Raw genomic sequence first — 25166 nt, 5'->3', positions numbered from 1 at the left:
GGGGCCTAGGTGATCATGCAGCTTCTTCAGTTTGTGTAGAATGTGAATGGCTGTTTTTCATTAACCCAATCGCAAACCCGATCAGACCACCAGCGATAGCAGGGACAATCCACCCTAATCCAACATCATATAGTGGTAGGATTGCACCGAATAGTTCGTTAATTGGCGCAAAGCTAATTCCCGCTGCATTTAAGCCATCAAATAAACTTACCACAAATGTGAATAGCATGCTTCCTTTATAAACCTCTTTCTTCCCTTTAAAAATAGGATGTAAGAAAGTGAGTGCCATTAAAGCCATGGCTAAAGGATAGATTCCGACTAAAACCGGAACGGAGATGGCGATTAATTGGCTTAAACCAAAATTGGCTAAAACTGCGCTGAAAATAGATAAAACGATGACAAAAGTTTTGTAAGATACGCCCGGCGCCAATTTATTGAAGTATGAAGAACAAGCTGTAATTAAACCGATACTTGTTGTTAAACATGCTCCAAATACGATTACGCTAAGAAGAATGGCACCGAAAGAGCCAAAATAATGCTCGGAGGCACCTGATAAAACAGCACCGCCGTTATCCAAAAGTCCAAGTCCGCCTACACTTGAAGCTCCGATAAAGGAGAGGGATGTATAGATAATCGCTAAAAGGCCTGCAGCAATCATACCCGCTTTAGCAATAGCAACCATAATCTCCTTTTTCGTTGCAGCCCCTTTGTCTTTTACCGCATTGACCACGATAATCCCAAATACGAAAGCTGCCAGGGCATCCATTGTCAGATAGCCTTCCTGGAAACCTTTAAAGAACGCACCACTTAGGTAGTTTTCAGATGGAGCCTGGAATGATCCCATGGGATTAATAAAAGCTGCACCGATCAGAACGGCAATGACAATTAACAGTATAGGCGTTAAATACTTTCCTACAATATCGACAATGTTTGAAGATTTTAATGAAAAATAAACGGTTATTGCAAAAAAGATGATAGAAAAGATGATTAACCCAATCATACTGCTTCCTTCAGCAATAAATGGTTTAACTCCAATTTCAAAGGAAACAGTAGCCGTTCTTGGAATGGCAAATAGCGGTCCAATCGATAAATAAAGAGCGACTGTAAAAGCTAACCCGAATACCGGATGAACTCTGCTGGCTAATGATTGCAAATCACTTTTTCCGGAAAAGCCAAGTGCCAGGATCCCAAGTAATGGAAGTCCAACCCCTGTTATAATAAATCCGGCATTTGCGGACCAAATATTTGTGCCTGCCGATTGGCCAAGCATAGCTGGAAAAATTAAGTTACCTGCTCCGAAAAATAGAGCAAACAGCATAAAACCGACTGCGACTGTATAAGAAAATGGTATTTTACTGCTCATGTAAACCCCTCCTATTATCCTGTATTCATATGAAAAATTTCCATTTATTTAACAATCTATCAAATTTAAATCTTCTGAAAAATTATTGCAAAGAAATGATTTTACTATTTTCTCTCACGTAATATATTGCATAACTCAAGATAACACACCCACCATACTTATGCAATATATCGCACAAAAGTTTTTGTCGAATTATGCGATATATTGAATTTTTCTAGATTCTTCTATATACTAAATTTATAATCTAATGGAAATAACTTTAAATTAGTAGTTAAAAAGTAATCTTTAATGAAATGAAAAGGTGGTAACAACTATGCCGATTCCTTCTAACTATTCATCACCTACACGTATATCAGCAAAAGAGCGTGCATTCTCCCAGATTCAGGAATGGATAATCGACGGGACTTTACAGCCGCAGGAAAAATTAAATGATGCCGATCTCGCAAAGGCGTTAGGCGTTAGCCGAACACCAATCAGGGAAGCTCTTCAACTGCTTAACGTCCAAGGCTTCGTGGAAATGTTCCCTGGTGTTGGCACTCAAGTCACCTCAGTAAATCCCGACGACTTAAGCAAAATTCTTCCCCCATTAGGCGTTTTGCAAGCGCTTGCTGCTGAATTGGCAGCTCCGGTTATCAGTCAGCAATCAATTGATTTACTTCGGGATATCAATCATAAATTTGCTCAAGCCCTTAATGAAGGGGATACCTTTACAGCTTTGAAGCAGGATGAGCAGTTTCATAATATCATTATTGAACTTGCACAAAACCCTTATATTTCAAATACCGTTTCCATGCTTCAAGCACATGTCATGCGGCTTTATTATAATAAAACCATTATATTAAAAGCCCGCTCAATTGTAGAACATGAAGAAATTTTGAAGGCTTTCGAGCAAAAAGACCGCAGCAAAGCTTCTGAAATTGCTAGAACAAACTGGCTTCGTGCGATTGATGAGTATTACTCTGAAGAAAAATAGAAGAAATCAGCCGAGGTGCTGATTTTTTTTTGCTCAATTAAACCTGAAATTAGCCATAGGAGAGTTAAAAGATGGCTATGTAATGCTATATTCAAAACAAAAGCAGCCACTAAATGGCTGCTTACCTTTTTGTTAGCTTTTATAAATAATCTCATCAATGATCCCATATTCCTTCGCTTCTTCTGCAGTCATGAAATAATCACGATCTGTATCCCGTGCCACTTTTTCCACTGGCTGGCCGGTTCTTTCCGCAATGATGCCGTTAATATGCTCTCTCAGCTTAATAATCCGCTTTGCGGAAATTTCGATTTCAGTAGCCTGGCCCCTCACCCCGCCAAGCGGCTGGTGAATCATGATTTCGCTGTTGGGCAGGCTGTAGCGTTTTCCTTTCTTTCCTGCCAGCAAAAGCATGGCACCAAAGGAGGCTGCCATTCCCGTACAGATGGTTCTCACGTCTGGCTTAATGTATTGAATGGTATCATAAATAGCAAATCCTGCGGTTGTTGAGCCGCCCGGACTATTAATATAAAGGGAGATGTCCTTATCCGGTGATTCCGCAGCGAGAAAAAGCAGCTGGGCAATCACACTGTTAGCCACCACATCATTAATTTCTTCTCCGATCATGATAATTCTGTCTTTAAGAAGTCGGGAGTAAATATCGTAAGAACGTTCTCCCCTGCTGGACTGTTCAATCACATATGGTATAGCTGTCACCTGTAGCCCTCCTGTTCTTAGCGGATTTATGCCGCCATACAGAGTGTGTTTGAAGGAGGCGATTTAACTGAAAGAACAGGCTTCCATTCCGAATTACTTTTCAATGAATGCAGGCCAGGAATGGCTTTAATCAGGATAGATGGGTCTTCCATAGCCAATGATTCTTGCAGAAGCTGGGAGACCTTCTCTTCTTCCTCATTAGAAAAAGCTGCTTTTTTCTCATCTGTCTCCCGATAATTAAGCTGTTTCCGTGCTCGGTTAAGCGAGGATTTCACAGCATATTCGGTTGTATTCATTATTTCAGCGATTTCTTTTGTTTTGTACCGAAAGCCTTCTTTTAGCGTAAAAATTACTGCCTGCTTCAGCGTTAAACGATTCAGAAGACGATCAACCGAACTACTAACCTGACGCTCCCTTTCCTTCCACACGTGTTCAGGAGTCTCTACCAGCACTTCCTGCTTTCGTTTTCTGACTATATCCATCCAGCAATTATAAGCAATTCTTTTTAAAAGAGCTTGATTAATCTTGCTTGCCGGATAGCTGGCAAAAGCTCGGATCACTGCCTCCTGTGCAAGATCATCCCCGTCCCAATAGTCTTGTGCCAGAAACCGCCCATAACGCCGAAGAGCAGAATATAATCCGGCCATGTCCTCTTCCTGCATTAGATGAACTCCTCTTTCAAGTGGAATTTCCCCCTGCTTCATAAACCTGCTCACTCCTTTTACACATCTCTGCTCCTATAACGAATAAAAAAAACAAAAAGATACGGGCAACTGCAATTTTTTATCAGTTTATTCAAAGTTTATCTTTTTTTATACAGGTTTGTGGTGTTTGGATCCGTATTTTTATAGAATTGGGTCTGCTCGGGACAGCTTTTGGCGGCAATTTACCCCTATTTTAGCCGGGAGAAGGTTTTATTTGCAAATCCGGCTTTTGGATCAGCTTCAGAAAAGCCGGATATCCTCAACTTTGCCTATTTTATTATCAACTGCCCTCAAAATATCAGCAACTAGGCCTTTTTATCATTAACTTTCACTTTATATCATCAACTTCGCTAAAAATATCATCAACTAGTGCTGCAACACCAAAAAGCCTCAATTCCGTCATGGAATTGAGGCTTCATCATTAAATGATCCGTGTTGATACAATGCCCTCGATTTGATTGATCTGATTCAGCAAACCAGGAATAACATCGCCATTCACTTTATTATCAATATCAATCATTGTATAGGCGTAATCCCCGCGGCTTCTGTTCACCATGTCCGCAATGTTCAGCTGGTAGCTTGATATTGCAAGTGTGATTTGACCAACCATGTTCGGGACGTTTTTATGAAAAGCTGTGACGCGGCGCTTGCCTGTATAAGGAAGAGCAGCATTTGGAAAGTTCACTGAGTTTTTAACATTACCTGTTTCAAGGAAATGCTTTACCTGGCGTGCCGCCATCACAGCGCAGTTTTCCTCAGATTCTTGTGTAGACGCACCTAAATGCGGGATCGCGACTGCATTTTTCATTTGCAGTACATTTTCATTCGGGAAATCAGTGATATACTTGCCAACTTTTCCACTTTCAAGAGCAGCAGCCATATCAGCTTCATTTACAAGCTCACCGCGGGAGAAGTTCAAAATATGAACACCTTTCTTCATCATACTGAATGTGTTTTCATTAAACATTTCTCTTGTGTCATCTGTTAGCGGAACGTGCACTGTGATATAGTCAGACTCCGCGAATACTTGTTCAATTGACAACGCACGCTGGACATTTCGGGAAAGGTTCCAGGCAGTATCAACAGAAATGAACGGATCAAAGCCGACAACATCCATATCAAGGTCCAGTGCATCATTCGCCACAAGCGCCCCGATTGCGCCTAAACCGATGACACCAAGTGTTTTCCCTTTAATTTCTTTTCCGACAAATTGCTTTTTCCCTGCTTCCACAAGCTTTGGAATTTGATCGCCTTCGTTCTCTAACGTTTTGGTCCAAGCGATTCCGGCAAACAGATTACGGGATGAAGCCATCAAAGTGGTTAGCACCATTTCTTTTACAGCATTTGCGTTGGCACCAGGCGTATTAAACACAACAATCCCCTGCTCTGTGCATTTTTCAACCGGAATATTATTGACGCCGGCACCAGCGCGCGCGATTGCTTTTAATCGATCGCCAAATTCCATTGAATGCATATTAAAACTGCGAAGAACAATTGCATCAGGATTATCACACTCATTATCGATTGTAAAATGGTCCTTGTTAAATACATCAAGGCCGTTTTTTGCAATTGCGTTTAACGTTTTAATCGTCTTCACTTTGTCTAAAGTCATAGTACTCACTGGATTCTCCCCTTTTCTAAATAGCTTTGTCAGATTTAAAACAGAAAGAGGCAAGGGGTAGAATCCCTTACCTCTGCCCAGGCGAACGGCTTCGACACTATGTGCTCCCTCACGGTAATCCGTGTCTCGCCAGTCACACATAGCCTTTTCAGTTTTTTAAATCTTATCAAAGTCTTCAGAAAACTTCAACCCTTTAAAGCGCTTACATATTTAAAATTTTTTTTATTTTTTTGTCGTTTTATTTACTATATTTAGATTATATTTAACTCTTTTTGTACACTATGCTTAAAAACTAAATATCCCTGTTCAAATTTAGGCTCCTATGCAACTATAAACACAAAATCTGCCCCATGAACTTATCTGGCTTTCTTCATAACCCTTAGGGTAAAAACCTCGACCCGTGAATCATTTAATTACCAGTTAATAAAACTGACAATACGGTATGCGAGCTCCAATTAATTAGCCGATGTTATATATATAAAGGAACTTGTTAAACCTAGTAAGTATCATAAATCGATTGTTTTTCTTACAATGCAGCTTGAGGGTGGATCAATTGAAGGCTTTCATTATTTTTATCATACTATTAGTAAGTACATTAGCACTCATTGTCTTTTTAGATTTTATTCAGGGCAATTCTGTGTATGAAGCTTGGCATAGTTTAAAGACTTCACTAACCGCTGCAAAAGGCGAAGATTATTTTCTAATCGCCATTTTACTGTTTATTTTCTTGATTTTGTTTCTTCTCCAACTCCGAAAATAGGAATAACTCCTTTTGATTTAAGCCATCCACTGTTTTGCTTTTCTTTTCACTAAAACTAAAATCAGCAGAAGCACCGGAATAACAATTTGAAAGCCGATATGGAGGACATATGGGACGACCTTCAATCCTTCATCTAAGTGGCTTCGATACCCTGGTGCAATGATAATCGAGCAGAGACAAATAATCACTCCTATTGAATAAGTTGAAAAGATGTTCGGTTTCAGTTTAAATAAATGGTTCATTCCGATCTGTGCACAAAAGAAAAACATCGCCACTTTCATGAAACCCAGGATCACAATCAATAAGATAATAAATGGATCCAGACGCTGTATAAATCCTGCGATTTGAATATATCCTACGGCTGCCATCGCCGGGAACGCTGATCGGTCCAGTAAATTGGGCCCGAGTATACTAATTAAAAGGATCGTGTTGATGGTTAAATATAAACCTACAAAACCAATGGCCAAACTTCCAACTTTCATAATTTTTGTTTTCCGGTTCAGAAAGGGCAGTATCATTGTAAATAAAATAAGCTCCCCGTAAGGTACAGTGATATTTACCGGTACAATCTCCATTACTATCGGTTTCCAGCCTTCAGCCAGTATTGGTGTTAAATTATCAAAATGGATTAAACCACTTATGACATATAGAATTATGAGTATAAATAAGGTTCCTCCAATCATTACAAATCCTATGCATGCTACCCTCGAAAAAACCTCTATACCATGGTTTACAGCATAGATCAATGCAAACGTCATGCAAATACCCAATGTAATAATGGATGTTCTGGAGTAAGGGGAACTTATTAATAATTCTTCGATATCCCGCAAAACTCTTGAAGCGATATAAATAAAATAAATGATATAAATGTAACTAATGATGCTGCCTAAGTATCTCCCCAAAATTTTCTTAACATATTCTGTAAAAGGCAAGTCAGGGTAATGTTTATAAAGCTGGTAATAAATCGTAAATAGGATCAATCCGGCAATAGGAGATAGAAGTGTAACAATCCAGGCATCCTGATTGGCTCCACTGCCTAAATCCAAAAAGACTGCCGTTCCAAACAAAAATAATACCATTAGACAGAATAACTGAATGCCATCTATTTTAATTTTGGACAATACGATTCACCTCCTGATCATTTAATTTCATAAGGATCGGTCAGCATCCCTGAATTGGAGATCACAGCATCCACTTTCACATCCATATCCGCATGGCTGAAAATTGTTTGCCACTCATTTTTGTGTTTTTTCCAATAAGCTGAATCGTCTTTTGAAAGCTTATTGCCAAATCCAAATACATCGGTGCCTTCACCTTGTGCTATTTGGATGGTTTGCTTGATTTGATTTTCAATCTCTTCTTCTAAGCTCTTTTCCAGTTTCTCAATCTCCTTCTGATTACTAATATCAATATTGCAGTTTACTTCACCAATATTGCTTTTAAGTGAAACATTTACCTCCAGGGTTAGTTTAGGCTTCAAAACTGTTTTAATCGAACTCTTGATTCCAGTAGTTAAGAATGTGATTCTTTTATTGTCGCTGCAGGCTATGGGAAACGAAGTACTTTCAACTTCTGACTTGATTAAATGGGCTGTACGTGCAAATTGGCCATCATACCATCCAATCAATTTATCCTTTTTGAACATTGCTAAGCCGCTAACTTCAACGACAGCAGGCTTAATATTCTGCAGATTTTCAGATTGATTTGGCGATTTTAATTCCTTTCTTAATTTTACACCTGAAAGTAAGAGATTGGTGCCTTCATCTGCCAATAAAGATATAGCTTTATAAACAGGCATAACATTTGAAATAGCGTACATCTTTTGATTGTTCTCACTCGTGCTGATAATGCTTTTTGTTGGATTGGACTCTACAGGCTCGATTACCCCTAAAATATTTTCCGCGGTTGTATCCCTTGCAATAAAGACAGGAAAAGTAGACCGGGACTCACCTCTTTCAGCCAAGGCAAAAAGCAAATCAAGCCCTTCTCTTGCAACCGCCTCCCCTATGACTATCAGAGATAGATGTGTTACTCTGTTCTCCCGGGGTATGATGACAGACGCTTTACGGTAAGATTCAAGAAAGGATTCAGCTTCCACCGTATAATTAATGACCGGGATTCCATTCCCAGCTCCGTTTTGTGAAAATTGACTGGGATTGATCACTTGGTAGGTGACACGATAGCCAGTTTCTCTTTCCTGAGGAAGGTCAATTCCAATCGCAATGATCAGGCCAATTTCATTCAATTCCCTATAGTTTGAACACCCTGAGAGTAATCCTATAATTAAAAGCATTTTAAGGACTTTCTTCATTTTAGATCCCTGCTCTTTTTAGTGATTTTTAAGCTTTTCTTTCTTCAATAAGGAAGGCAATGCAACACGAATGAAGCTATCCTTTAACTCATTTATTCTTACTGGGGCGAAGGGAGCAAAATAAGGCACCCCAAAGGACCTCAAACTGCAAAGATGCAATAAAATGCATAATGAAATTAAAATGATTCCGTAAAATCCAATATACGCAGCAGAGAAAATCAAAATAAAGCGCAGCCCTCTTGCAGCATTTACGATATTAGGATTTGGAAGTGTAAAACTGCTAATGGCTGACGTGGCTACAATAATGACGATGGCTGCAGAAACAAATCCTGCTTCAACAGCTGCCTGCCCTAAAATAAGTGCTCCCACAATGGAAACGGCTGGACCAATTGCCCGGGGCATTCGAATACCTGCTTCCCTAAGAACTTCAAAAGCAAGCTCCATTACGAGTAATTCAACAATGGCCGGGAAAGGAACTCTTTCTCTTTGTGCCATTAACGTAACCATCAAAGTAGTCGGGATTAATCCGTGATGATGAGTGATCAATGCCAGATAAATGGCAGAGGCGTACATGTTGACATAAAAAGAGCTAATCCGAATCATTCTTAAGAATGAGCCCATTATACTGTTTGAATAATAATCCTCTGGCGATTGAAAAAGCTGAATGAAAACAATCGGCAGGATTAAAACAAATGGTGTTCCATTTATGAGGATGGCAATCCTTCTTTGCAATAGGTTAGCTACAACCACATCAGGCCTCTCAGAGTTTTGGACCAGAGGGAACAATGTCCTATTGTCTTTAACTGCTTCTTCAATATAGTTAGAATCCAAAATACTATCCATATCGATTTTCATCATCCGGTTTTTTGCTTCCATGACAATGTTTTGATCGGCCAAACCTTCGATATAGACAATCGCTACATTCGTTTTGGTCACCTTACCAATTTTTAGCTGCTCCACCCTTAATTTCGGATTTTGAACTCGTGCCCGGATTAAGGAAATATTGGTTCCCAAATTCTCAGTAAACCCCTCCTTAGGGCCTTTAATTACCGTTTGAGTAGTTGGCTCAGTAATGGATCGGGATTGGATTTTTCGTGTCCCAGCCAGAATGGCCCTTGTGCTGCCATCTGTCAAAATAAGCGTTTCCCCAGCCAATAAATTAGCCACAAGCTCATCCCATTCTGAAACAAAATCGACCTTGGGAACGGAAATGACTTGAACAAGCTGTTCCTGCAAATCAATCGGATTGAAATACTGCTTTTCTTTAAAAATATGCAAGATTGGATAAATGACATTATCCTGAATACTTTCATCGTCAACAATTCCAAGGATATGTACTATTGCCGCATTTCCATGGTCCGGGATTTTAAGTTTTCGGATAGAAAGGTCAGAGCTATCCCCTAATACCTCTTTTAATTTTTCAAGATTTTCCTCTGTCATTTTACTTAGCCTATTGGTTAGCTTCCGCTCTTTCTTAAACACAATCATTCTCCTTTTATGAAGAACTAATAATATTTTTTATTGTGCCCGGAATGATTTGGAATATGTTTACCTAGAGGGAAAGGATCAGGGGAAAGTGTGTTCCGCCATAACAAATAAAAGTGCCTGATCCCTGGAGCATTACAGAGATCAGACACGGAACTTCTTTGGCTACCAATTTATTTTATTTCCAACCAAGATAAAAACTCTAATGGCCATTTTTCTATAGCTGCCGCCAGAGGCGCTGCCGGACCCATGGGTGCTGATATTCTTTACAGCCACAATGACTTCTCCCTGCTTATATTTTGCGGGATTCTTTAACCAGCACTTCCGGCTGGCACTCATATTCACCCGAATATTCAACAAGGCCGATTTCGCAATTTTTCCCGATTTTTACATTTCTCCCCCTAACAACAGCAGCCACTGTTCCTTCCAGCTCGATTTCATCGCCTTCAATAACCTCTGCCTCAAGCTTCAACGGAAAGATTGATTTAATTAATTTGAATAAGCTTTCTTTATGCTGTACTACTTTTATATTCCTGCCGCCAATCTCTTTCGCTCTGCTGTCTCCAAATAGCTTTATATCAATTATCTCAGCATTCAACAAACCAGCTACAGAAAAGGCACCCTCTGCACGGAAGTTTTCCGCTTCGCAGTCGCCTTCTATCGATACCTTTCCGTTCACAATCATGTCATCGCATTTTACAGATCCGCCTATGAATGACTTTCCAGACACCTCCACCACTTTGCTGCTGACTGCTTCAGAAATGGAGGCAGAACCATTGATAATGAGCTCCTCCGCTTTTACTGCTCCATTGATTTTTGCCGCGCCACTAATCTTCGCCTTAACCGTTTTTACATTCCCATGGATTGTGCCAGTACCATTACAATAAAGCTTAGCGCATTCCGTATCTCCATTTACCCTTCCCTTCCCATTTAACTCAACCTTTTCAAATAAACCTCCATTTGACGACCCTATTCCGTTGATCACTAAATTGCCTAATGCTTTTGTATTCACAGTTTTTCCTCCTACATCCATTTTGATTTTAATTCTTCTGAACTTTGGCCTACTGATAAGCTTGCGATAACTTTTGTCCCTTTTTCAAAATACAGCTCTTCACCCTTCACCGAAAATAGACAGCTGGAAATGCCCAGCTTGCGAATGAAATAGATAACCGTATTTTGCTGATGAACTATTTTCTGGTGATCGTTTAATAGCTGCAGAAGCATTTTCCCTTCCTCTAAATGAATATCTCCTGATTCCAGCAAGGCAGAAAGAAAATAAAGACTCATTAGGTGATGAAAATCAAATTCATTCATTTCGCCTTGTTGTTCGAGAAAGATATTCAAAACCGGTTCGGATGCAATTCCTTTAGCTATAATGTCCGCCCTTGTCATCCTGAGATTGGCGGTACCGGGGGAGAACATATCCGCTAATTCAGCCAGCGAAAGCGTATCCTTCATTTTCTGTATTTTCTCGATCCGTTCCAGGATTTTCTCTTTTGGAAAAAAAGTCTCTTGCCCTGTAAAGGTGGATTTCCTTACAAACCAATCCTCGGGAATCAAGTTTTTTCTTTTCCACCGATAAAGCTGCCCGTAGGAAATGCCTGTTAAATCCAGCACATCTTTTTTAGAAATCAATTCCTCGCTCAATTTCAGGACTCCTTTCTGTTGAACTGATTGTAACATAACACTGTTACATCGCAATACAGAATTTTTTCCTGCTATCTCGATTTTTTTCGACAAAACGTCTGTTTTACTATCGTTATTTGCCCGATTTCCATCTCTTTTAACAGAACAGTGTTTCATTCATTCCCATAAAAAAAGGTCCGGCTCTCATAGAACCAGACACTTTTTCATTCATATACTTTTAATGCTTGATACTGCTTTCCAAGAAACTGATAGTTTTGCTTGCGGTACATCTCCTTTGGGGTATCTTCCCCGTCAGCGACCAGTATAACGGTTCTATCATGGAATTGATTCATTACAAATTTCTGCAGACGGCTGCCAATGCCTTTTTTCTGGAAGTCTTCACGCACCATTAAACCATCGATTTCAGCTGTATGATCTTTTAAAATGACATCGACTGATCCAGCAGGTTCTCCCTGGTAAAATGCTAGTATTTGCTGAATACCTTGATGGTTAAAGTTCCGCAAGTGCTGACTCTGCTTTTTTTTAGCATACTCATCCCCATAAACCGAATCCTGTTCATATTGAAATCTTAAATAATCATCCCATTTTTCATCCGTTACATTTTCAACAATAATCTCAGGAATTTCTTTTATAGCAGGAAAGTTCTCCGGCTGTATGGCGAAAAGCTCCAGGAACCCGATGGAATAATCCTCATCTTCCCTAAAAAGGTCCTTTAACTCCTGTGAAAGCGGCTCACCTTCCGGAAAATAAAAACGAACATGCTTTTGTCCATGCTCTTTATGATAGTCTCTTAGATAATCTTGAGCTTTAATGAATTCTTTTATGGTCGGCATCTTTTTAAAACTGATAAAATTGCTGTCATATTGCAGCAGCATTTCCGGATTATGATTATGAATGTAAAGATCATTTTCCAGGATGGTCTGCCCAGGTTTATAGATATCTTTAAAGGTTATATTCCCCATTTGTTTCTCCTCAAAAAAAGTCTTTTTCTATTTTAATTTTGCAGGTATTTGTATTCACGATCTGTAATCAGCACCCCATGGCAGCGCTTTAATCTTTCTTTTAATTCATCAGGTGTACTCTTGTTATCATAGGCACATAATGAAATAATGCCTTTTTCAGGTACCACCTCATCTAACTTCTTTTCATACTCTTCTATTTTCGGAATGTATTCCTTCACATTTCCCCATTCCACAAGTCCCCATGTACACACCGCTGCACCGCTTTCCAAATAGGGCTGGACATTTTTTATGAAATAGTTCATAACTGTCTCTGGATTAAAATTACCATTGGAATAATAGAAATCAAAGTTATTAGCAAAATGGACCCTGGCCCATTCGTCTTTGCTTAAATGCTTGTCCAATTCTTTTTTTATATGAGGAAGATTTCGGTCATTTTCCACAAACATCACATGACCTCCGTTTTCGACTCCTGCCACAATATAGGATACCGCATTTTGACGGTAACAGTCGATCTGATCGTAGTGATAAAGGATATGACCGCCATTCGACTTTTTCAAATCATCTATCAAATCTACAAATAACTCATTCATTTATAAATCTCCTTAAACTTCTTGATGTTTCCGATTATTATACCCCATGCCAAGAAGAAAGTTTATTTTTCTATCGGCCTTCACTCTGAATATCTCTCCATTTCTATTAAACTTTTATTTCATTTCAGGCTTTGTCCAAGTGATTAGAATAAAAATTGATCGCTTTCTTATATTTTATTATTTCCCTATCAGATGTAGTTTCTGCAAGGCATTTGAGAAGCAGCTCCATTGCCGAGCTGTGCTCTCCCAAATTATAAAGAGTCATGGAAAAAAACACCTGGATTGACCGGCTGTCAGGAAATTGATCCATTCCTTTTTGCAATACCTTTTTTGATTTTTCATATTCTCCCAATGTCCTATATGTACTGCCAAGACCCAGAATGGCACCCTGGAGGTCCTCATCCTGAAGCCCAAGTTCTATCGCTTTTTCGTAAAAACCCACAGCCTTTGATTCTTCACCCAGTACATCAAAACTCCAGGCACATTGAAAATTTATAATTGGATCATTCGGGAATTCGCTCACTAATCTTAAAAGCAGTTCGTTAGATTCTTTATACTTGCCAATATTGCGCAGAACAATCGCTTTCTCTAATGCATTCCCCATATTTCCCTCCAAGAGTCTCTTTTTTATTATTATATCTAAAAATTCTAAAAAATGGATATTATAAACCTTGTTTTTTTATTTTAGAAATATCCGTTGACGGTTCGGAGTGAACTATGGAATAAATATATAAAAAAACGCTTGAACGAATGAATATGCCAAGCGTTTATCCCTGTATTAATCATTAATCCCTGGCATGAGGCGGCTGTTCCATCCAGCCCTTTTCAATCATCATGTTCGCACCGTCCTCTGCAAATATAGAAACCCTCATCATCGCTCTTGCATATAAAAGTGCTAAATCTCTTCTCCCATTCACTGCAGCTGAATTAGCAAACGACCTTACCTTCATGGAGAACATATCCACCTTGTGAAATAGCATTAATTTATCAGAAAAAGGCGGAAATGAAGAACTGGTTACCAAATGATCCAAAATTCCGGGTGACGGCAGGTTTCCTTTATGTAATTTGTCTCGAAACTGCGTTGCAGCTGTATTGGTAATGTCTAAACCTCTTTGTAAAAATTCTCTTACCTTTTCATCCTTGGCAACATTAATAAAACCGATTAATAGTCCTTTGCTTGTTGCGTTATTTTCTACGTTATCAAATAGGTGCGTAATTTCTAATGCGTGCAGGGGCCGGATATCTCCCACAAACCCTTTAAAATAATTATGTTTTTCAACAAATTTAATGCTTTCCGGTACTGGTATAATAGGCGGTTTTATTAGGAATCCTTTTTCGATTAAAACATGATTAACCTGCACTAAGAGCTCACTCGTTGATTTGCTGCAATCGGAGAAAAATGCCATTATATCATCTCTCATCACTAGGGGAATTGCTACAGCATATAAGCTTAGCCCCGCTTTTGCTGCATATTTAATATAGTGAACATAAAATTCATCTTCAAACAATCTAGGTGCATTAAGATTTACATCATCATCAGTAAAGCCTAAAGGAATTGGGAAATTGTCCTTTTCAAAAAAAACCTTTATTGTCTTCATAAAGGTCTCGCTCAGATGTAGTCCATTTTGAAGCAGCAATTTAATTTCTTTATCCTCCACATGCTGCAGGAAATATCTTAAAATTAGCGAGGACATACTGTTTCCCATATAAGTAGCCCAAAGCTTCCCCATCTCTGCAGAAGTCAGTTTTTGACTTTCATCCAATTTTTCTGCATGAATCTTAATCGGCTTTAGCTTAAACATACAATACCCCTTACCATTTTGTTTTACTTAGTTTCTTTAGTGGAGGGCCATTTTATTCTGATGGTTCACAAGCCAAATTGTGAGACAGATTTAAAACGCTGATATTGGCACCCTGTTAATGGAGCGAAGGCGCGAGTTCCACGCATTTTCTTCATGCGTTTTGAGGATGAGCCCGGTCCGCAACCGGGTCAGGATGTTTTGATCGGAAATCAAACAGGCAAGTGCATCGCACTTTCCATATATAATAATAAATAAAAGCAATAAAAAGACCGCTAATTAATAGCAGTCAAATCTAAAGCCCTTTGAAGTAAGAGAATATCCTGCCAGATGTCATTGCAGACTTGGGTATCGCTGCAGTCTTGAAAATCAATATGCAAGCGTCCAAGTTCTCTAAGAAAAAGTAAATACTCCGATAGACTTACCAACGTAGATACTCCCCTTTGCATAGAAAAAATAAACTATGCTCGTTAAGGCTATCATTCGTGCCTGTTTATTACAAACATTTACGGAGTTTAACGAGAATAGATTTACTCTCTCGACGCTCTTTTCGAAAAAACTTACATTCCATTAAAGAAATTTTACATTGAATTATTCTTCCACCTCCACCCCGACAATTTCATTAAAGGTGATGTTTTGTATGTAACGATCGTCTGTTTCTAAGTAGATCTTTTTGCTGAACCCATCCAGCCTGTTCACTCTTCCCTTGATGTCATAAAAATAGCCTTCTCTCCATACCTTTACACTTACGAAAAAAGCATACTCCATGGCATAGTGAAGCCTGTTTTCGTATTCCAGCCTTTCATACTCATCGATAAGCGGCTTGTTTTGATATTTCTGTTCGACTTCCAGTTTTTTCAGCATCGCTCTCTGTTCCGGCATAAAGTGTGCAGGAAGCCATTTTACTAATCCTCTGTCCCTAAGTGGCATTGTAAATCCCTCCATAACTTTATTATAGAACATTTGTTCTTGTTTTGATCTAAAAATAAAGAATTTCTCTTTGGTTTTTAAAAGGTGATGATTGGGTAAAATCAACTTGGTTATTAAAACGGCGAATGTTAATATATTCTTTAGCACTCTAAAATGAAAAATTTTGCAAAGTTTGGTGACATAATGAAAGAACTGCATATAAAACACCCATGGCTTGGGCGTATACTGGCTTCTGACCCCGGACTTATCCGGTTTCAGAAAGCGGGACGGGCTACCCTCAGTTTAATGGCCTCTGTCTTTACAACTCTGTTTATCATGCATGCAGCTGGATTTAATGCACTTACTCCGGCAATCGTTTCCGGAATGGCCGGGATGATGGGCATCATGATTGTAATGGATGATACGAAAAGGAAAAAAATCCTGACCACTTTCCTGCTTGGCGTTTCAGCTATGGCTGGAATTACGCTTGGCTCCTATTTGGCATACAATGCCTATTACATTGATATAGCCATGATCATTTTAATTTTCGGCAGCTTTTATTTAACCCGTTTTGGAGTTCGGTATTTTTCTTTATGCATGATCGGTTTCATGACCGTTTATTTTTCCTCGATCTTAAATCTGACGAGCAGCCAGCTCCCCTGGTTTTACATAGGGATAGGAATTGGGATAATATATGCTTTCTTGTTTAATTTCATCCTTTTCCAGGATTCCGCGAAAAACTTAAAAAGGAGTATTCGTTCTTTTCATATCCAAAGTAACCTTACCTTTAATCTTTTAATAGAGGGTATGGAGGATAAGGAATTAAGCCTCCAGCGAAAAAAAGAGCTGCAGAAGAATGTACTGAAGCTTAGGGAATATGCGATCATTGCTTCTGAATATATAAATGAGGATGATGTCCAGAAGCTATGGCCGGGTTTAACCCCCTCTCAGCTGCGACTGTACGTTTTTGATACCGGTATGCTGATTGAAACACTTACCGACTCGATACGAAGCTTAAAAAAAGCTGACGCCTTTGACATCGATGAACTAAGAAGGCTTCTGATTTGGGTAATTCAATCTCTCCGTGATGCGGAGGTACTGGCCCATCATTATGAAAAACAGAATCTCCAAGAAGCAGAACTGGCCGTGCAGGCACTCCGCCTGTTAATTATGGATTTATTTAATCGTGAAGATCAGCCTGCAGGATGGTTCTTTTTAATCCGGCGGATTGAGTCGATTGCGAACCATGTGATCGAAGGTGCGATCACTATCCAGCAAGCGCTTCATAGTGTAAAAAAATTTGAAGAGAAGCCTGGAGGAGCGGATGAAAGCTTGGACGAAGAGTCTGAAAAGGATTCAGATGAAAGCGATTCGGAAGATGCAGAGAAGAGTCTAAAGCCTTCCACTAAAAAAGCTTATCAGGCTTTAGTCGCCGCAGTTTTATCCATTATTGTCGGCCAAATCATCTCGCCTGCCCAGCCTTACTGGGTACTCCTGACAGCGTTTATCGTCCTGCTTGGCACGGAATCCATAGGCCGCACTTACACAAAAGGGTTTCAGCGCTCGCTCGGTACCATTATTGGCGCCGTGATTGGATTTACGCTGGCTAAGCTGGTATCTGGCCATACTGAACTGGAAGTTACGCTGATTTTTGTGGCCGTCTTTTTCGCCTTCTATTTGCTTGAGGTATCTTACACCTTAATGAGCATGTTCATTACCATGCTGGTCGCTTTTATGTATGACCTTTTACTGGGCGGGATTTCTTTTTCCCTTATCGGAGCCCGCGTCATTGATACAATTGCCGGTGCTGCCATAGCCTTCGGCGTTTCAGCGTTTGTTTTTCCAAAGAAAACAAAGGACAAGGTTGCTGACTCCTTTAATGAATTTTTAACAGAGCTGAAGCCTTATGTAACGGAGTATGTACGGGGATTTAGAGAAGATGTAAATGTAAAGGAACTATCCGGGAGTGCATTTACCCTGGATCAAAAACTGCAGACAATCAAAACGGAAGCCCAATCGCTAACCCAAAAACCCGGGTCCCCCCGCAACTCGGATGTAAACAGATGGATCACGATATTCGCTGCAATAAATTACTATGCCAGACATTTAGTTGCCTCCTCCTATCGGAAGGGCTTTGACTACCCGGACGAATTAGTGGATGTCTTCAAGAGGATCGAAGAAAAACTGGATCTGAATATCGAAACATTGATAGAAGTGATAAAAGGCAACGGAAACGGAGCGCTTGTCTACAGCCTTGAAGAAGAACGGGAACAAATTGAACGCCTCGCTCCAACCAGAAAACAATCCCAGCGTGACCTCATTCACCACCTTTACTATGTATGGCGGATCAATAAAACAATTCTTGAATTAGCTGTCGAACTAGGTGCCGGGAAGGAGTAACATGCTCCTTCCTTTTTATTTTGGCAGCTGATAATATTTTAGCCCGAGTTGACGCTATCCGGGCGAAGTTGATGATATTTGAGGGGAGTTGATGATAAAATGGCCTATGTTGACGAAATTCCCTGTTCAGGATTACACTGGCAGTTTAGTTGCAGTTAATACCTTTTATCGCAGCTAAAGGCTCCTGTTAATCCGCAAAATCAAGTGTTTCATTTGGTCATAGCGTTAAATTTCTGCTTTTTTCCATTAATGCAGCGCTTTTAGAGCCTAACTCCGCCAAAATACTCTACTTAACTTGCAGTTTGGTCCTCAATTTTGAAAGCTGCATCAATCATTTCTCGTATCCTATTAAAAATGCTGTTCCTCGAACAAATTTCCTTCACCAGAAAAAAACACCTTCTTTTACCCCTACCATTGCATGCATACAATCTTTCCCTATTACTTTTGAAGGGGTTTGTAAAATCCTAGTAGGTAAATCTATTTATTTCTCATTATTTAACAGAAATATCTAACTATTTAGACTACAATAAATATATTATTTTTTAACACACCCATAAAAGGAGGAACACACATGTTAATGAAATGGAAAAAAGCTTTACTCGCCGGAGTTCTCAGTTTATCTCTTATTGGAACCGGTTATGTCAGCCACGACCTGATTTCTGCACAAAATGCTTCTGCTGAATCCGCATCAGAAAAGGCTCCGGGCCACCAGAAAAAAGCTGAAGCTTCCCAGTTGGATGAAATTATCGAGAGAGGATACATACGAGTAGGCATGACCGGGGACTACAAGCCTTTTACCTATCTGGATCCAGAAACAAACGAGTTTGAAGGCTATGACGTGGATGCAGCTAAAGAACTTGCCAGGGATCTTGGTGTTGAGGTTCGTTTTGTTACAACGACCTGGCCTAACATGATGAAGGACCTGCATGCAGACAAATTTGATATTGCTGTCGGCGGTGTAACACGTAATACTTCCAGACAAAAAACTGCGTATGTATCGCAGGGCTACCTTTCCTTTGGAAAAGTACCTTTAATACGGGCTGAAGATAAGGATAAGTATCTTTCCATCGAAGACATCAACAAGCCTTCCGTCCGCATTGGCGTAAATCCAGGCGGTACAAATGAAGTCTTTGTCCGACAGTATTTGAATAATGCAGATGTAACAGTTGTAGAAAACAATCTTGATATTCCTGGCCTGGTGGCCGATGGAACGTATGATGTTATGATTACTGACACAGTGGAAGCCATTCTTTATGCTAAGGAGGATTCACGATTATATGCAGCCCTGACAGACGACCCTTTTACAAATAACGAAAAAGGCTATATGATTCCCCGCGGTGACTTCATCTATGCCAGCTACCTTGAAATGTGGATGGATGAAATGAAGCTGCAGGGCAAATTTGATGCTCTTTATAAAAAGTGGATGGAATAGAGTAAAAGCTTCCCTCGTTTTGCGGGAAGCTTTTTTAACATATCTTACTTTTTCAAAACCGGTATCCAAATTTCACTTTTAAAAGTTGGCGAGCCAGTATCTTTATTTTCATTCCAAAGAATCTCAGGACCTTCTCTTTGTTCATAATTAGAAGCTGGAAACCATTCGGAATAAATGCTCCCCCATACATTTTGCAGTGTTTCAGGAAACGGTCCAACCGCCTGGAACACCGCCCATGTGGATGCAGGTACTTCAAGCATGGCTAAGTTTTCGGGACACTCCTTTGTCGTTGCTGCACCAATATAATGATCCAGCTCCCCCTTTTCCTCCATTCTGCCTTCAGAAAAGTTCGTTGATGCGCTGATTATTCCAGATGGTTCAATATTCGATAGATTTTTAAGTTCATTTATTCTTTCTTCATCTAAGCTTTGCCACATTGCTGCAATCTCAGGATTAACTCCGCTGAATACAATGGGCACTCTTTTTTTAATCCCTATAATGCGGAATGCTTCTTTTTCAACAATTCGATAATTCATTTCATTGCCTCCCTGAATGGATAATTGGAAGGTCATTGGCGGATACGCTTTAAGTGAATGGCCATTATTTCTTGCTTCTGTCGGTGTGATGCCATGCAGCTGCTGAAACGCCCTTGTAAAAGCGTCTGGTGAACTATATCCGTATTTGACGGCAATATCAATCACCTTCCTGTTTGGATCTCTTAAATCGAATGCCGCCAGTGTCAGTCTTCTGCGGCGAATATACTCAGAAAGCGGGATTCCTGCGAGAAAGGAAAACATTCTTTTAAAGTGATATTCCGAGCAATAAGCTATACTTGCAGCTTCCTTAAAATTAATATTCTCTGTTAGATGATCCTCAATAAATTTCATGGCATCATTCATCATTTTGAGCGAGTCCACTTCGATGACCTCCTTATACCCATACTTTAGCAGGAGATGAAACTTCCCATCCGACTTTTCGTGCACGATTCTGCAGGGTTTATCAGTGAACTTATTTTAACAAATACGACATAGGTGTAAACCGGATCCCATTCACCGTTTGCTCTTGATCAGTATCTTCAAACCCGAGACGATGATAAACTTCGACCGCATACGGAGATGAATTAACAGTTATTCATCCAAGATGTTTATGCTTTCTGCAACCCTCTTTAACTAACTCAAATAAAGTCCTTGCTATCCCCCGCCGTTGATATTCCTTTTTTACAAACAGCAAACAAATATGGTTAATGCTGCGTGTTGCCATTACCCCAACTAACTTATCATTATCTTCACAACCCCAAAAGTGTAATTCTCCTTCTGCTAACTTTGTAATGATGGAATCGTAGGATATAAACTTACTAAATTCTTTAATACCTTGTTCAGAATAGTCAGGTGCTTCGAATTCCAGAAATACATGCCACACTAAATCCAGAGCTTTTCTGATTTCCTCTTTCTGCAGTTCAATTACTTCCAATCCCCATCACCTGCCTCAAAGAAAGACTATTTTGTGATTGAATAAACAAATACTTCTTTTCCCCATTTCTGTATGGTCTTTTCAATCTTCATCCCAATCCGCTCAGCTACCTTTGCAGAAGGAAGATTATGGACATCGGGTAATGAGATGATCTTCTTTAACTTCATCTGGTCAAAACCGTAATTCCTGCAGGCTAACGCCGCTTCTGTCGCATATCCCTTTCCCCATACACGTCTGGCAAACAGATATCCTATCTCCATTTCGGTCACACCATCAACTTCTTGCGGAACAAGTCCGCACTGTCCAAGAAATTCTCCGGTTTCTTTATTCTCCACGATCCAAAGACCAGCACCATATTTAGCATAATTGCCCAAAGTCCAGTCAATCCACTCCATCGTCTGCTTTTCATCCTTAGTTGACGGATAATACTTCATAGCCTCGGAATCAGAAAATATTTGCATTAGATTCTCAACATCATCTTTATTCATTTCTCTTAAAATTAATCTTTCTGTACTTATGACAGGAGTACTCATTTTCATCCTCCTAAAAAAAGTTTTGTAGATTACATTCCATATACCTAAACCTTTATCCTTTTTAAAATAAGGCTCTTTTCGTATTGATTGTTGTTTTTGGACTATAAAGCTTGCCCGTTGATTTCCGCTCCAGTCACTTGCTTTCCGCGGGGAGGAACGGGAGCCTCCTCGGCGTTTCACGCCTGCGGGGTCTCCCGCTCCCTCTCCTCATGCAGGAGTCAAGTGCCTTCCACTCCAATCAACTCAGTAAACTAAAGCTAGTTTCTAAGCAACAAACTTTGCGAAAATAGCCTAAAATAAAGACTCTGTAAAACCTGCTGTTGATTGGAACGAAAGGTGCTAGAGTAAAGCCGAGAAAACCAATCCACAATCTCCTTTAAGAACCGGAACATGTAGTCTCCATGGCCATATGATGTTGATGAAGGAGTGTTGACAATGCTTTGGCAGCAAAAAGTTTCATACTTAATTGGCCAGCCTGTGGGAATTTCATTAGCAAACGGGCAAGGAACCTCGGGGATTTTGTGTGATATTTCGGAAGGAAAACTTTTAGTTATTGAATACTTGTATCAATCTCAGTTCGCCTTAAAACAATACGAGTTTTATATGATTCAAGATATACATGCATTTCCGCCTTGCCAAAATCAGCAGCTTTATTAGAAGGACTATTTTTTAATTCAGCTATAATGAAAAAACAAAACCGAGGTATTTCCATACCCCGGTTTCTGCTTCTGGACTAGTTGATTGCGCCTTAAACTGCAGCGATCGCTTTGCCCCTTTTTACTCTGCCTTTTTTTAATTCCTTTTGAAGGAAACGCTTAATTTTCCTACGCTTGCGTGCTGCTTTCGTAGTCATTCTTAACGCCTCCAATAAAAGTTGTTTATTTGTTTAAAATCTCTTTCACCAAGATGGACAAGGTTGTCTTTTTCGTCCTACATTCCACCATGTTCAGCCCCAATCATTAATGAGCTGGCTCTCTCTTTGCCAAGACGGAATCCCCAGTCACAGCGGATACAAAAGTATTTGATATGCATCCCTCCTTCTATACAGAAATGCATAACTTTGACACTTTTAATATAAAAAAGAAAAAAGATACTTTCAACATTGGAAAAAAGAAATAAAATCCAATATTTAATTATATTTCGGCATTTCGGCTTTACCTTTTATATTTTTCTGAATATTACTCGTTATTTCGGCTTTTTTAGCAGGGCTGATATTCCTTAATTTTTTAATGCTGATAATCCTTTTTGAAGTGGAAGCTGGACATTCTCGATCATGTTGTTGACAGCACTGAACAGAGCTTTTACAGAGGATGTCATAATATCTGGGTCAATTCCGCAGCCCCAATAAATCTCACCATCCGAAGCGGTGAAACCTACATAAGATACAGCATTTGACCCAGAGCCTATTTCAAGGGCATGCTCCTTATAGACTAAATCTTTAAAATGGATGCCGAGTTTGGTTCGGAGAATATTGCTGATGGCATCCAGCCTTCCATTTCCCTCGCCAATAAACTCATGGGCTTCATTATCTATTCTGATAAATACAATAGTTTCGTAGTTTTCATTTTGAGTAAATCTATAATTAATAAACTCAACAGGGCTATTTTTATTCACATATTTATTTATAAAGATATCATAGATCTCATTTGGCAAAAGTTCTTTGTGTAAGCGGTCTGATTCATCTTTTACACTATAACCAAAGCTTTCACGCATTTTGGCGGGAAGGTCAAGCCCATAGTTTTGCTCAAGAACATAACCGATTCCCCCTTTGCCGGATTGGCTATTGATACGGATTATATCCCCTTCGTACTCTCTGCCGATATCCTTTGGATCAATTAATAGATAAGGCACTGTCCAATACTGGCGTTCTCTTTCCTCACGCCATTTTATCCCTTTAGCAATGGCATCCTGATGGGATCCTGAAAAAGCAGTAAAAACAAGCTCTCCCCCATATGGATGTCTTTCATGAACTTTCATTCTTGTTAACTCTTCATAACTTGATATAATTTCACGTATATGTTCAAGATTAAGCTTTGGATTAACCCCATGTGAAAACATATTTAAGGCTAGTGTGACGATATCAACGTTTCCTGTTCTTTCACCATTTCCAAACAGCGTTCCTTCCACCCTTTGTGCTCCGGCAAGCATGCCCAGCTCTGCATCTGCCACACCAGTTCCTCTGTCATTATGCGGATGCAGTGAGAGAATCACATTGTCACGAAAGTGCAAATGATCACTCATGAACTCGATTTGGCTTGCGTAAACATGAGGCATTGACATTGACACCGTAGCGGGAAGGTTGATAATAACCTTGTTTTCAGCTGTTGGCTGCCATATATCCAGTACCCGGTTTGATATTTCAAGGGCAAATTCCATTTCTGTACCGGTGAAGCTTTCCGGTGAATATTGAAATTGAAAGTTTCCCTCGGTTTCAGCAGCATATTTCTTGAGCAGTTTTGCACCGGTTACAGCAATGTCTATAATTTCTTCTTCCGATTTCCTGAATACTTGCTCGCGCTGTGCCACTGAAGTTGAATTGTACAGATGGACCACTGCTTTATTAACACCTTGCAGCGATTCAAACGTTTTTCGTATGATATGTTCTCTTGACTGTGTTAGCACTTGAATCGTTACGTCTTCCGGAATTAAATCCTGTTCAATCAATGTCCGCAAAAAAGCATATTCTGTTTCAGAGGCAGCGGGGAAGCCAACTTCTATCTCCTTGAAACCCACTTTCAAAAGTAATTGAAAATATTCCAGCTTTTCCTCTAAGCTCATAGGGACTACCAAGGCCTGATTTCCATCTCGAAGATCGACACTGCACCAAGTCGGAGCTTCAGTAATATACTCCTTCTCAGACCATTTCAAGCTTTTCACCGGGGGCATAAAATAACCTCTTGAATACTTTTCATTATTTTTCACGTTGACAACCACCTTTTCACCATTAATTTAAGTTCGCTAAAAAAATAAAAAGCCTGCCATCTCATAAGAGACGACAGGCTATGCCTACGTGGTACCACTCTTTTTGATTCGCTAAAAAACAAACGAACCCGCTTAACGACTGGATTACGGCGGTCAACCGTTAAGGCCTACATTTCAGCCTTACCACTCCCGGGCGAGTTGGGGAATTTACTGACTGCCTTTCACCAGCCGGCAGCTCTCTAAACAATAAATATTCCTTACTACTCCCTTTCATCGTGTTTCCTGTTAATTTTTCTGATTTTTCTTATTTTATTTCAGATCTAAAAAATAATCAACCCTTCTTTTAAAATCTTTTTAACAATTTGCTCCGTTAATACGAAAAAGACGAGCTGCAGCAGCCCTTTTTCTTTTAGGCTCTTTTCGTATAGATTGTTGTTTTGGGACTATAAAGCTTGCCCGTTGATTTCCGCTCCAGTCACGCAGCGAACCCGCGGGGAGGAACGAGAGCCTCCTCGGCGTTTCACGCCTGTGGGGTCTCCCGCTCCCTCTCTTTCCGCAGGACATTGAATAA

22 protein-coding genes, 1 pseudogene, 1 riboswitch and 1 other annotated feature are annotated in these 25166 nt (G+C 39.8%); of the genes and pseudogenes, 5 read left to right on the top strand and 18 right to left on the bottom strand.

The window, feature by feature from the left end:
• Nucleotides 1–13: 13 nt before the first annotated feature.
• Nucleotides 14–1363 (bottom strand): branched-chain amino acid transport system II carrier protein, encoded by a 1350-nt coding sequence (gene brnQ / locus J7I93_RS06100; RefSeq protein ID WP_214724326.1) that lies wholly within the window; start codon nt 1361–1363, stop codon nt 14–16.
• 313 nt (nt 1364–1676) lie between these two features.
• Between brnQ and J7I93_RS06095 the strand changes: the two genes are divergently transcribed.
• Nucleotides 1677–2336 (top strand): GntR family transcriptional regulator, encoded by a 660-nt coding sequence (locus J7I93_RS06095; protein WP_214724323.1) that lies wholly within the window; start codon nt 1677–1679, stop codon nt 2334–2336.
• A 132-nt stretch (nt 2337–2468) separates the two neighbouring features.
• On the opposite strand, the gene clpP is transcribed toward J7I93_RS06095, so the two are convergent.
• The 3 genes from clpP to J7I93_RS06080 form a co-directional block, all read right to left on the bottom strand.
• Complete coding sequence (clpP, locus tag J7I93_RS06090) at nt 2469–3050, bottom strand: ATP-dependent Clp endopeptidase proteolytic subunit ClpP (RefSeq protein ID WP_214724321.1); 582 nt, start codon at nt 3048–3050, stop codon at nt 2469–2471.
• Nucleotides 3051–3076: 26 nt separating this feature from the next.
• Nucleotides 3077–3754: a sigma factor-like helix-turn-helix DNA-binding protein gene (locus J7I93_RS06085; protein WP_214724319.1), complete on the bottom strand. Its 678-nt coding sequence runs from the start codon at nt 3752–3754 to the stop codon at nt 3077–3079.
• 421 nt (nt 3755–4175) lie between these two features.
• Nucleotides 4176–5375 carry a phosphoglycerate dehydrogenase gene (locus J7I93_RS06080; RefSeq protein ID WP_214724317.1) on the bottom strand — a complete coding sequence of 400 codons (1200 nt, stop codon included), beginning with the start codon at nt 5373–5375 and terminating at the stop codon, nt 4176–4178.
• Nucleotides 5376–5443: 68 nt separating this feature from the next.
• A riboswitch (ZMP/ZTP riboswitch) is annotated at nt 5444–5522 on the bottom strand.
• 397 nt (nt 5523–5919) lie between these two features.
• Here J7I93_RS06080 and J7I93_RS25615 point away from each other — a divergent pair.
• Nucleotides 5920–6135, top strand: coding sequence for a YczF family membrane protein (locus J7I93_RS25615; protein WP_483297125.1), 216 nt, complete (start codon nt 5920–5922; stop codon nt 6133–6135).
• Nucleotides 6136–6152: 17 nt separating this feature from the next.
• Here J7I93_RS25615 and J7I93_RS06075 read toward each other — a convergent pair whose 3' ends face one another.
• The 10 genes from J7I93_RS06075 to J7I93_RS06030 all read right to left on the bottom strand — a co-directional run bounded on the left by J7I93_RS06075 (nt 6153) and on the right by J7I93_RS06030 (nt 15859).
• Nucleotides 6153–7256 carry a GerAB/ArcD/ProY family transporter gene (locus J7I93_RS06075; RefSeq protein ID WP_214724315.1) on the bottom strand — a complete coding sequence of 368 codons (1104 nt, stop codon included), beginning with the start codon at nt 7254–7256 and terminating at the stop codon, nt 6153–6155.
• A 17-nt stretch (nt 7257–7273) separates the two neighbouring features.
• Nucleotides 7274–8446 carry a Ger(x)C family spore germination protein gene (locus J7I93_RS06070; RefSeq protein ID WP_214724313.1) on the bottom strand — a complete coding sequence of 391 codons (1173 nt, stop codon included), beginning with the start codon at nt 8444–8446 and terminating at the stop codon, nt 7274–7276.
• Between the two features lie 18 nt (nt 8447–8464).
• Complete coding sequence (locus J7I93_RS06065) at nt 8465–9934, bottom strand: spore germination protein (RefSeq protein WP_483297124.1); 1470 nt, start codon at nt 9932–9934, stop codon at nt 8465–8467.
• Nucleotides 9935–10223: 289 nt separating this feature from the next.
• Nucleotides 10224–10943: a polymer-forming cytoskeletal protein gene (locus J7I93_RS06060; protein WP_214724311.1), complete on the bottom strand. Its 720-nt coding sequence runs from the start codon at nt 10941–10943 to the stop codon at nt 10224–10226.
• An 11-nt stretch (nt 10944–10954) separates the two neighbouring features.
• Nucleotides 10955–11578 (bottom strand): YhbD family protein, encoded by a 624-nt coding sequence (locus tag J7I93_RS06055; RefSeq protein WP_214724309.1) that lies wholly within the window; start codon nt 11576–11578, stop codon nt 10955–10957.
• A 203-nt stretch (nt 11579–11781) separates the two neighbouring features.
• Nucleotides 11782–12540, bottom strand: coding sequence for a GNAT family N-acetyltransferase (locus J7I93_RS06050; RefSeq protein WP_214724307.1), 759 nt, complete (start codon nt 12538–12540; stop codon nt 11782–11784).
• Nucleotides 12541–12572: 32 nt separating this feature from the next.
• Nucleotides 12573–13130, bottom strand: coding sequence for an MEDS domain-containing protein (locus J7I93_RS06045; RefSeq protein WP_214724305.1), 558 nt, complete (start codon nt 13128–13130; stop codon nt 12573–12575).
• Nucleotides 13131–13254: 124 nt separating this feature from the next.
• A complete protein-coding gene (locus J7I93_RS06040) occupies nt 13255–13734 on the bottom strand; it encodes a tetratricopeptide repeat protein (protein ID WP_214724303.1) in 480 nt (159 codons plus the stop codon).
• A gap of 181 nt (nt 13735–13915) precedes the next feature.
• A complete protein-coding gene (locus J7I93_RS06035; RefSeq protein WP_214724302.1) occupies nt 13916–14932 on the bottom strand; it encodes a DUF3231 family protein in 1017 nt (338 codons plus the stop codon).
• A gap of 588 nt (nt 14933–15520) precedes the next feature.
• Nucleotides 15521–15859, bottom strand: coding sequence for a YolD-like family protein (locus J7I93_RS06030; RefSeq protein WP_214724301.1), 339 nt, complete (start codon nt 15857–15859; stop codon nt 15521–15523).
• A 183-nt stretch (nt 15860–16042) separates the two neighbouring features.
• Between J7I93_RS06030 and J7I93_RS06025 the strand changes: the two genes are divergently transcribed.
• Together J7I93_RS06025 and J7I93_RS06020 are read left to right on the top strand one after the other, a co-directional pair.
• Nucleotides 16043–18238, top strand: coding sequence for an FUSC family protein (locus J7I93_RS06025; RefSeq protein ID WP_214724299.1), 2196 nt, complete (start codon nt 16043–16045; stop codon nt 18236–18238).
• Between the two features lie 571 nt (nt 18239–18809).
• A complete protein-coding gene (locus J7I93_RS06020; RefSeq protein ID WP_214724297.1) occupies nt 18810–19670 on the top strand; it encodes a transporter substrate-binding domain-containing protein in 861 nt (286 codons plus the stop codon).
• 44 nt (nt 19671–19714) lie between these two features.
• Here the strand turns inward: J7I93_RS06020 and J7I93_RS06015 are convergent, their stop codons facing one another.
• The 3 genes and pseudogenes from J7I93_RS06015 to J7I93_RS06000 form a co-directional block, all read right to left on the bottom strand.
• Complete coding sequence (locus J7I93_RS06015) at nt 19715–20587, bottom strand: AraC family transcriptional regulator (RefSeq protein WP_214724295.1); 873 nt, start codon at nt 20585–20587, stop codon at nt 19715–19717.
• Between the two features lie 91 nt (nt 20588–20678).
• Nucleotides 20679–21089, bottom strand: a pseudogene (locus J7I93_RS06005) (GNAT family N-acetyltransferase).
• 77 nt (nt 21090–21166) lie between these two features.
• A complete protein-coding gene (locus tag J7I93_RS06000) occupies nt 21167–21673 on the bottom strand; it encodes a GNAT family N-acetyltransferase (protein ID WP_214724291.1) in 507 nt (168 codons plus the stop codon).
• Nucleotides 21674–22108: 435 nt separating this feature from the next.
• On the opposite strand from J7I93_RS06000, the gene J7I93_RS05995 reads away from it, so the two are divergent.
• Nucleotides 22109–22330, top strand: a complete 222-nt coding sequence (locus J7I93_RS05995) for a hypothetical protein (RefSeq protein ID WP_214724289.1) — start codon at nt 22109–22111, stop codon at nt 22328–22330.
• A gap of 561 nt (nt 22331–22891) precedes the next feature.
• On the opposite strand, the gene J7I93_RS05990 is transcribed toward J7I93_RS05995, so the two are convergent.
• Complete coding sequence (locus J7I93_RS05990; protein ID WP_214724287.1) at nt 22892–24595, bottom strand: 2-isopropylmalate synthase; 1704 nt, start codon at nt 24593–24595, stop codon at nt 22892–22894.
• Nucleotides 24596–24658: 63 nt separating this feature from the next.
• Nucleotides 24659–24878 (bottom strand) — a binding site (T-box leader).
• Between the last annotated feature and the right edge of the window lie 288 nt (nt 24879–25166).

It is taken from the genome of Bacillus sp. ISL-47, assembly GCF_018613175.1.
In the GTDB taxonomy this organism is placed as follows: domain Bacteria; phylum Bacillota; class Bacilli; order Bacillales; family Cytobacillaceae; genus Cytobacillus.
Note: the sequence above shows the minus strand (reverse complement) of the source record. Positions and strands in the feature narration are given on the sequence as shown.

Excerpts from the sequence above, each read along its gene's own strand:
- J7I93_RS06045 (WP_214724305.1), bottom strand. The coding sequence starts at position 13,130 with ATGAATGAGTTATTTGTAGATTTGATAGATGATTTGAAAAAGTCGAAT.
- J7I93_RS06095 (WP_214724323.1), top strand. The coding sequence starts at position 1,677 with ATGCCGATTCCTTCTAACTATTCATCACCTACACGTATATCAGCAAAA.
- J7I93_RS06000 (WP_214724291.1), bottom strand. The coding sequence starts at position 21,673 with ATGAGTACTCCTGTCATAAGTACAGAAAGATTAATTTTAAGAGAAATG.
- brnQ (WP_214724326.1), bottom strand. The coding sequence starts at position 1,363 with ATGAGCAGTAAAATACCATTTTCTTATACAGTCGCAGTCGGTTTTATG.
- J7I93_RS06020 (WP_214724297.1), top strand. The coding sequence starts at position 18,810 with ATGTTAATGAAATGGAAAAAAGCTTTACTCGCCGGAGTTCTCAGTTTA.
- J7I93_RS06030 (WP_214724301.1), bottom strand. The coding sequence starts at position 15,859 with ATGCCACTTAGGGACAGAGGATTAGTAAAATGGCTTCCTGCACACTTT.
- J7I93_RS06025 (WP_214724299.1), top strand. The coding sequence starts at position 16,043 with ATGAAAGAACTGCATATAAAACACCCATGGCTTGGGCGTATACTGGCT.
- J7I93_RS06035 (WP_214724302.1), bottom strand. The coding sequence starts at position 14,932 with ATGTTTAAGCTAAAGCCGATTAAGATTCATGCAGAAAAATTGGATGAA.
- J7I93_RS05995 (WP_214724289.1), top strand. The coding sequence starts at position 22,109 with ATGCTTTGGCAGCAAAAAGTTTCATACTTAATTGGCCAGCCTGTGGGA.
- J7I93_RS06085 (WP_214724319.1), bottom strand. The coding sequence starts at position 3,754 with ATGAAGCAGGGGGAAATTCCACTTGAAAGAGGAGTTCATCTAATGCAG.
- J7I93_RS06065 (WP_483297124.1), bottom strand. The coding sequence starts at position 9,934 with ATGATTGTGTTTAAGAAAGAGCGGAAGCTAACCAATAGGCTAAGTAAA.
- J7I93_RS06070 (WP_214724313.1), bottom strand. The coding sequence starts at position 8,446 with ATGAAGAAAGTCCTTAAAATGCTTTTAATTATAGGATTACTCTCAGGG.
- J7I93_RS06050 (WP_214724307.1), bottom strand. The coding sequence starts at position 12,540 with ATGGGGAATATAACCTTTAAAGATATCTATAAACCTGGGCAGACCATC.
- J7I93_RS06040 (WP_214724303.1), bottom strand. The coding sequence starts at position 13,734 with ATGGGGAATGCATTAGAGAAAGCGATTGTTCTGCGCAATATTGGCAAG.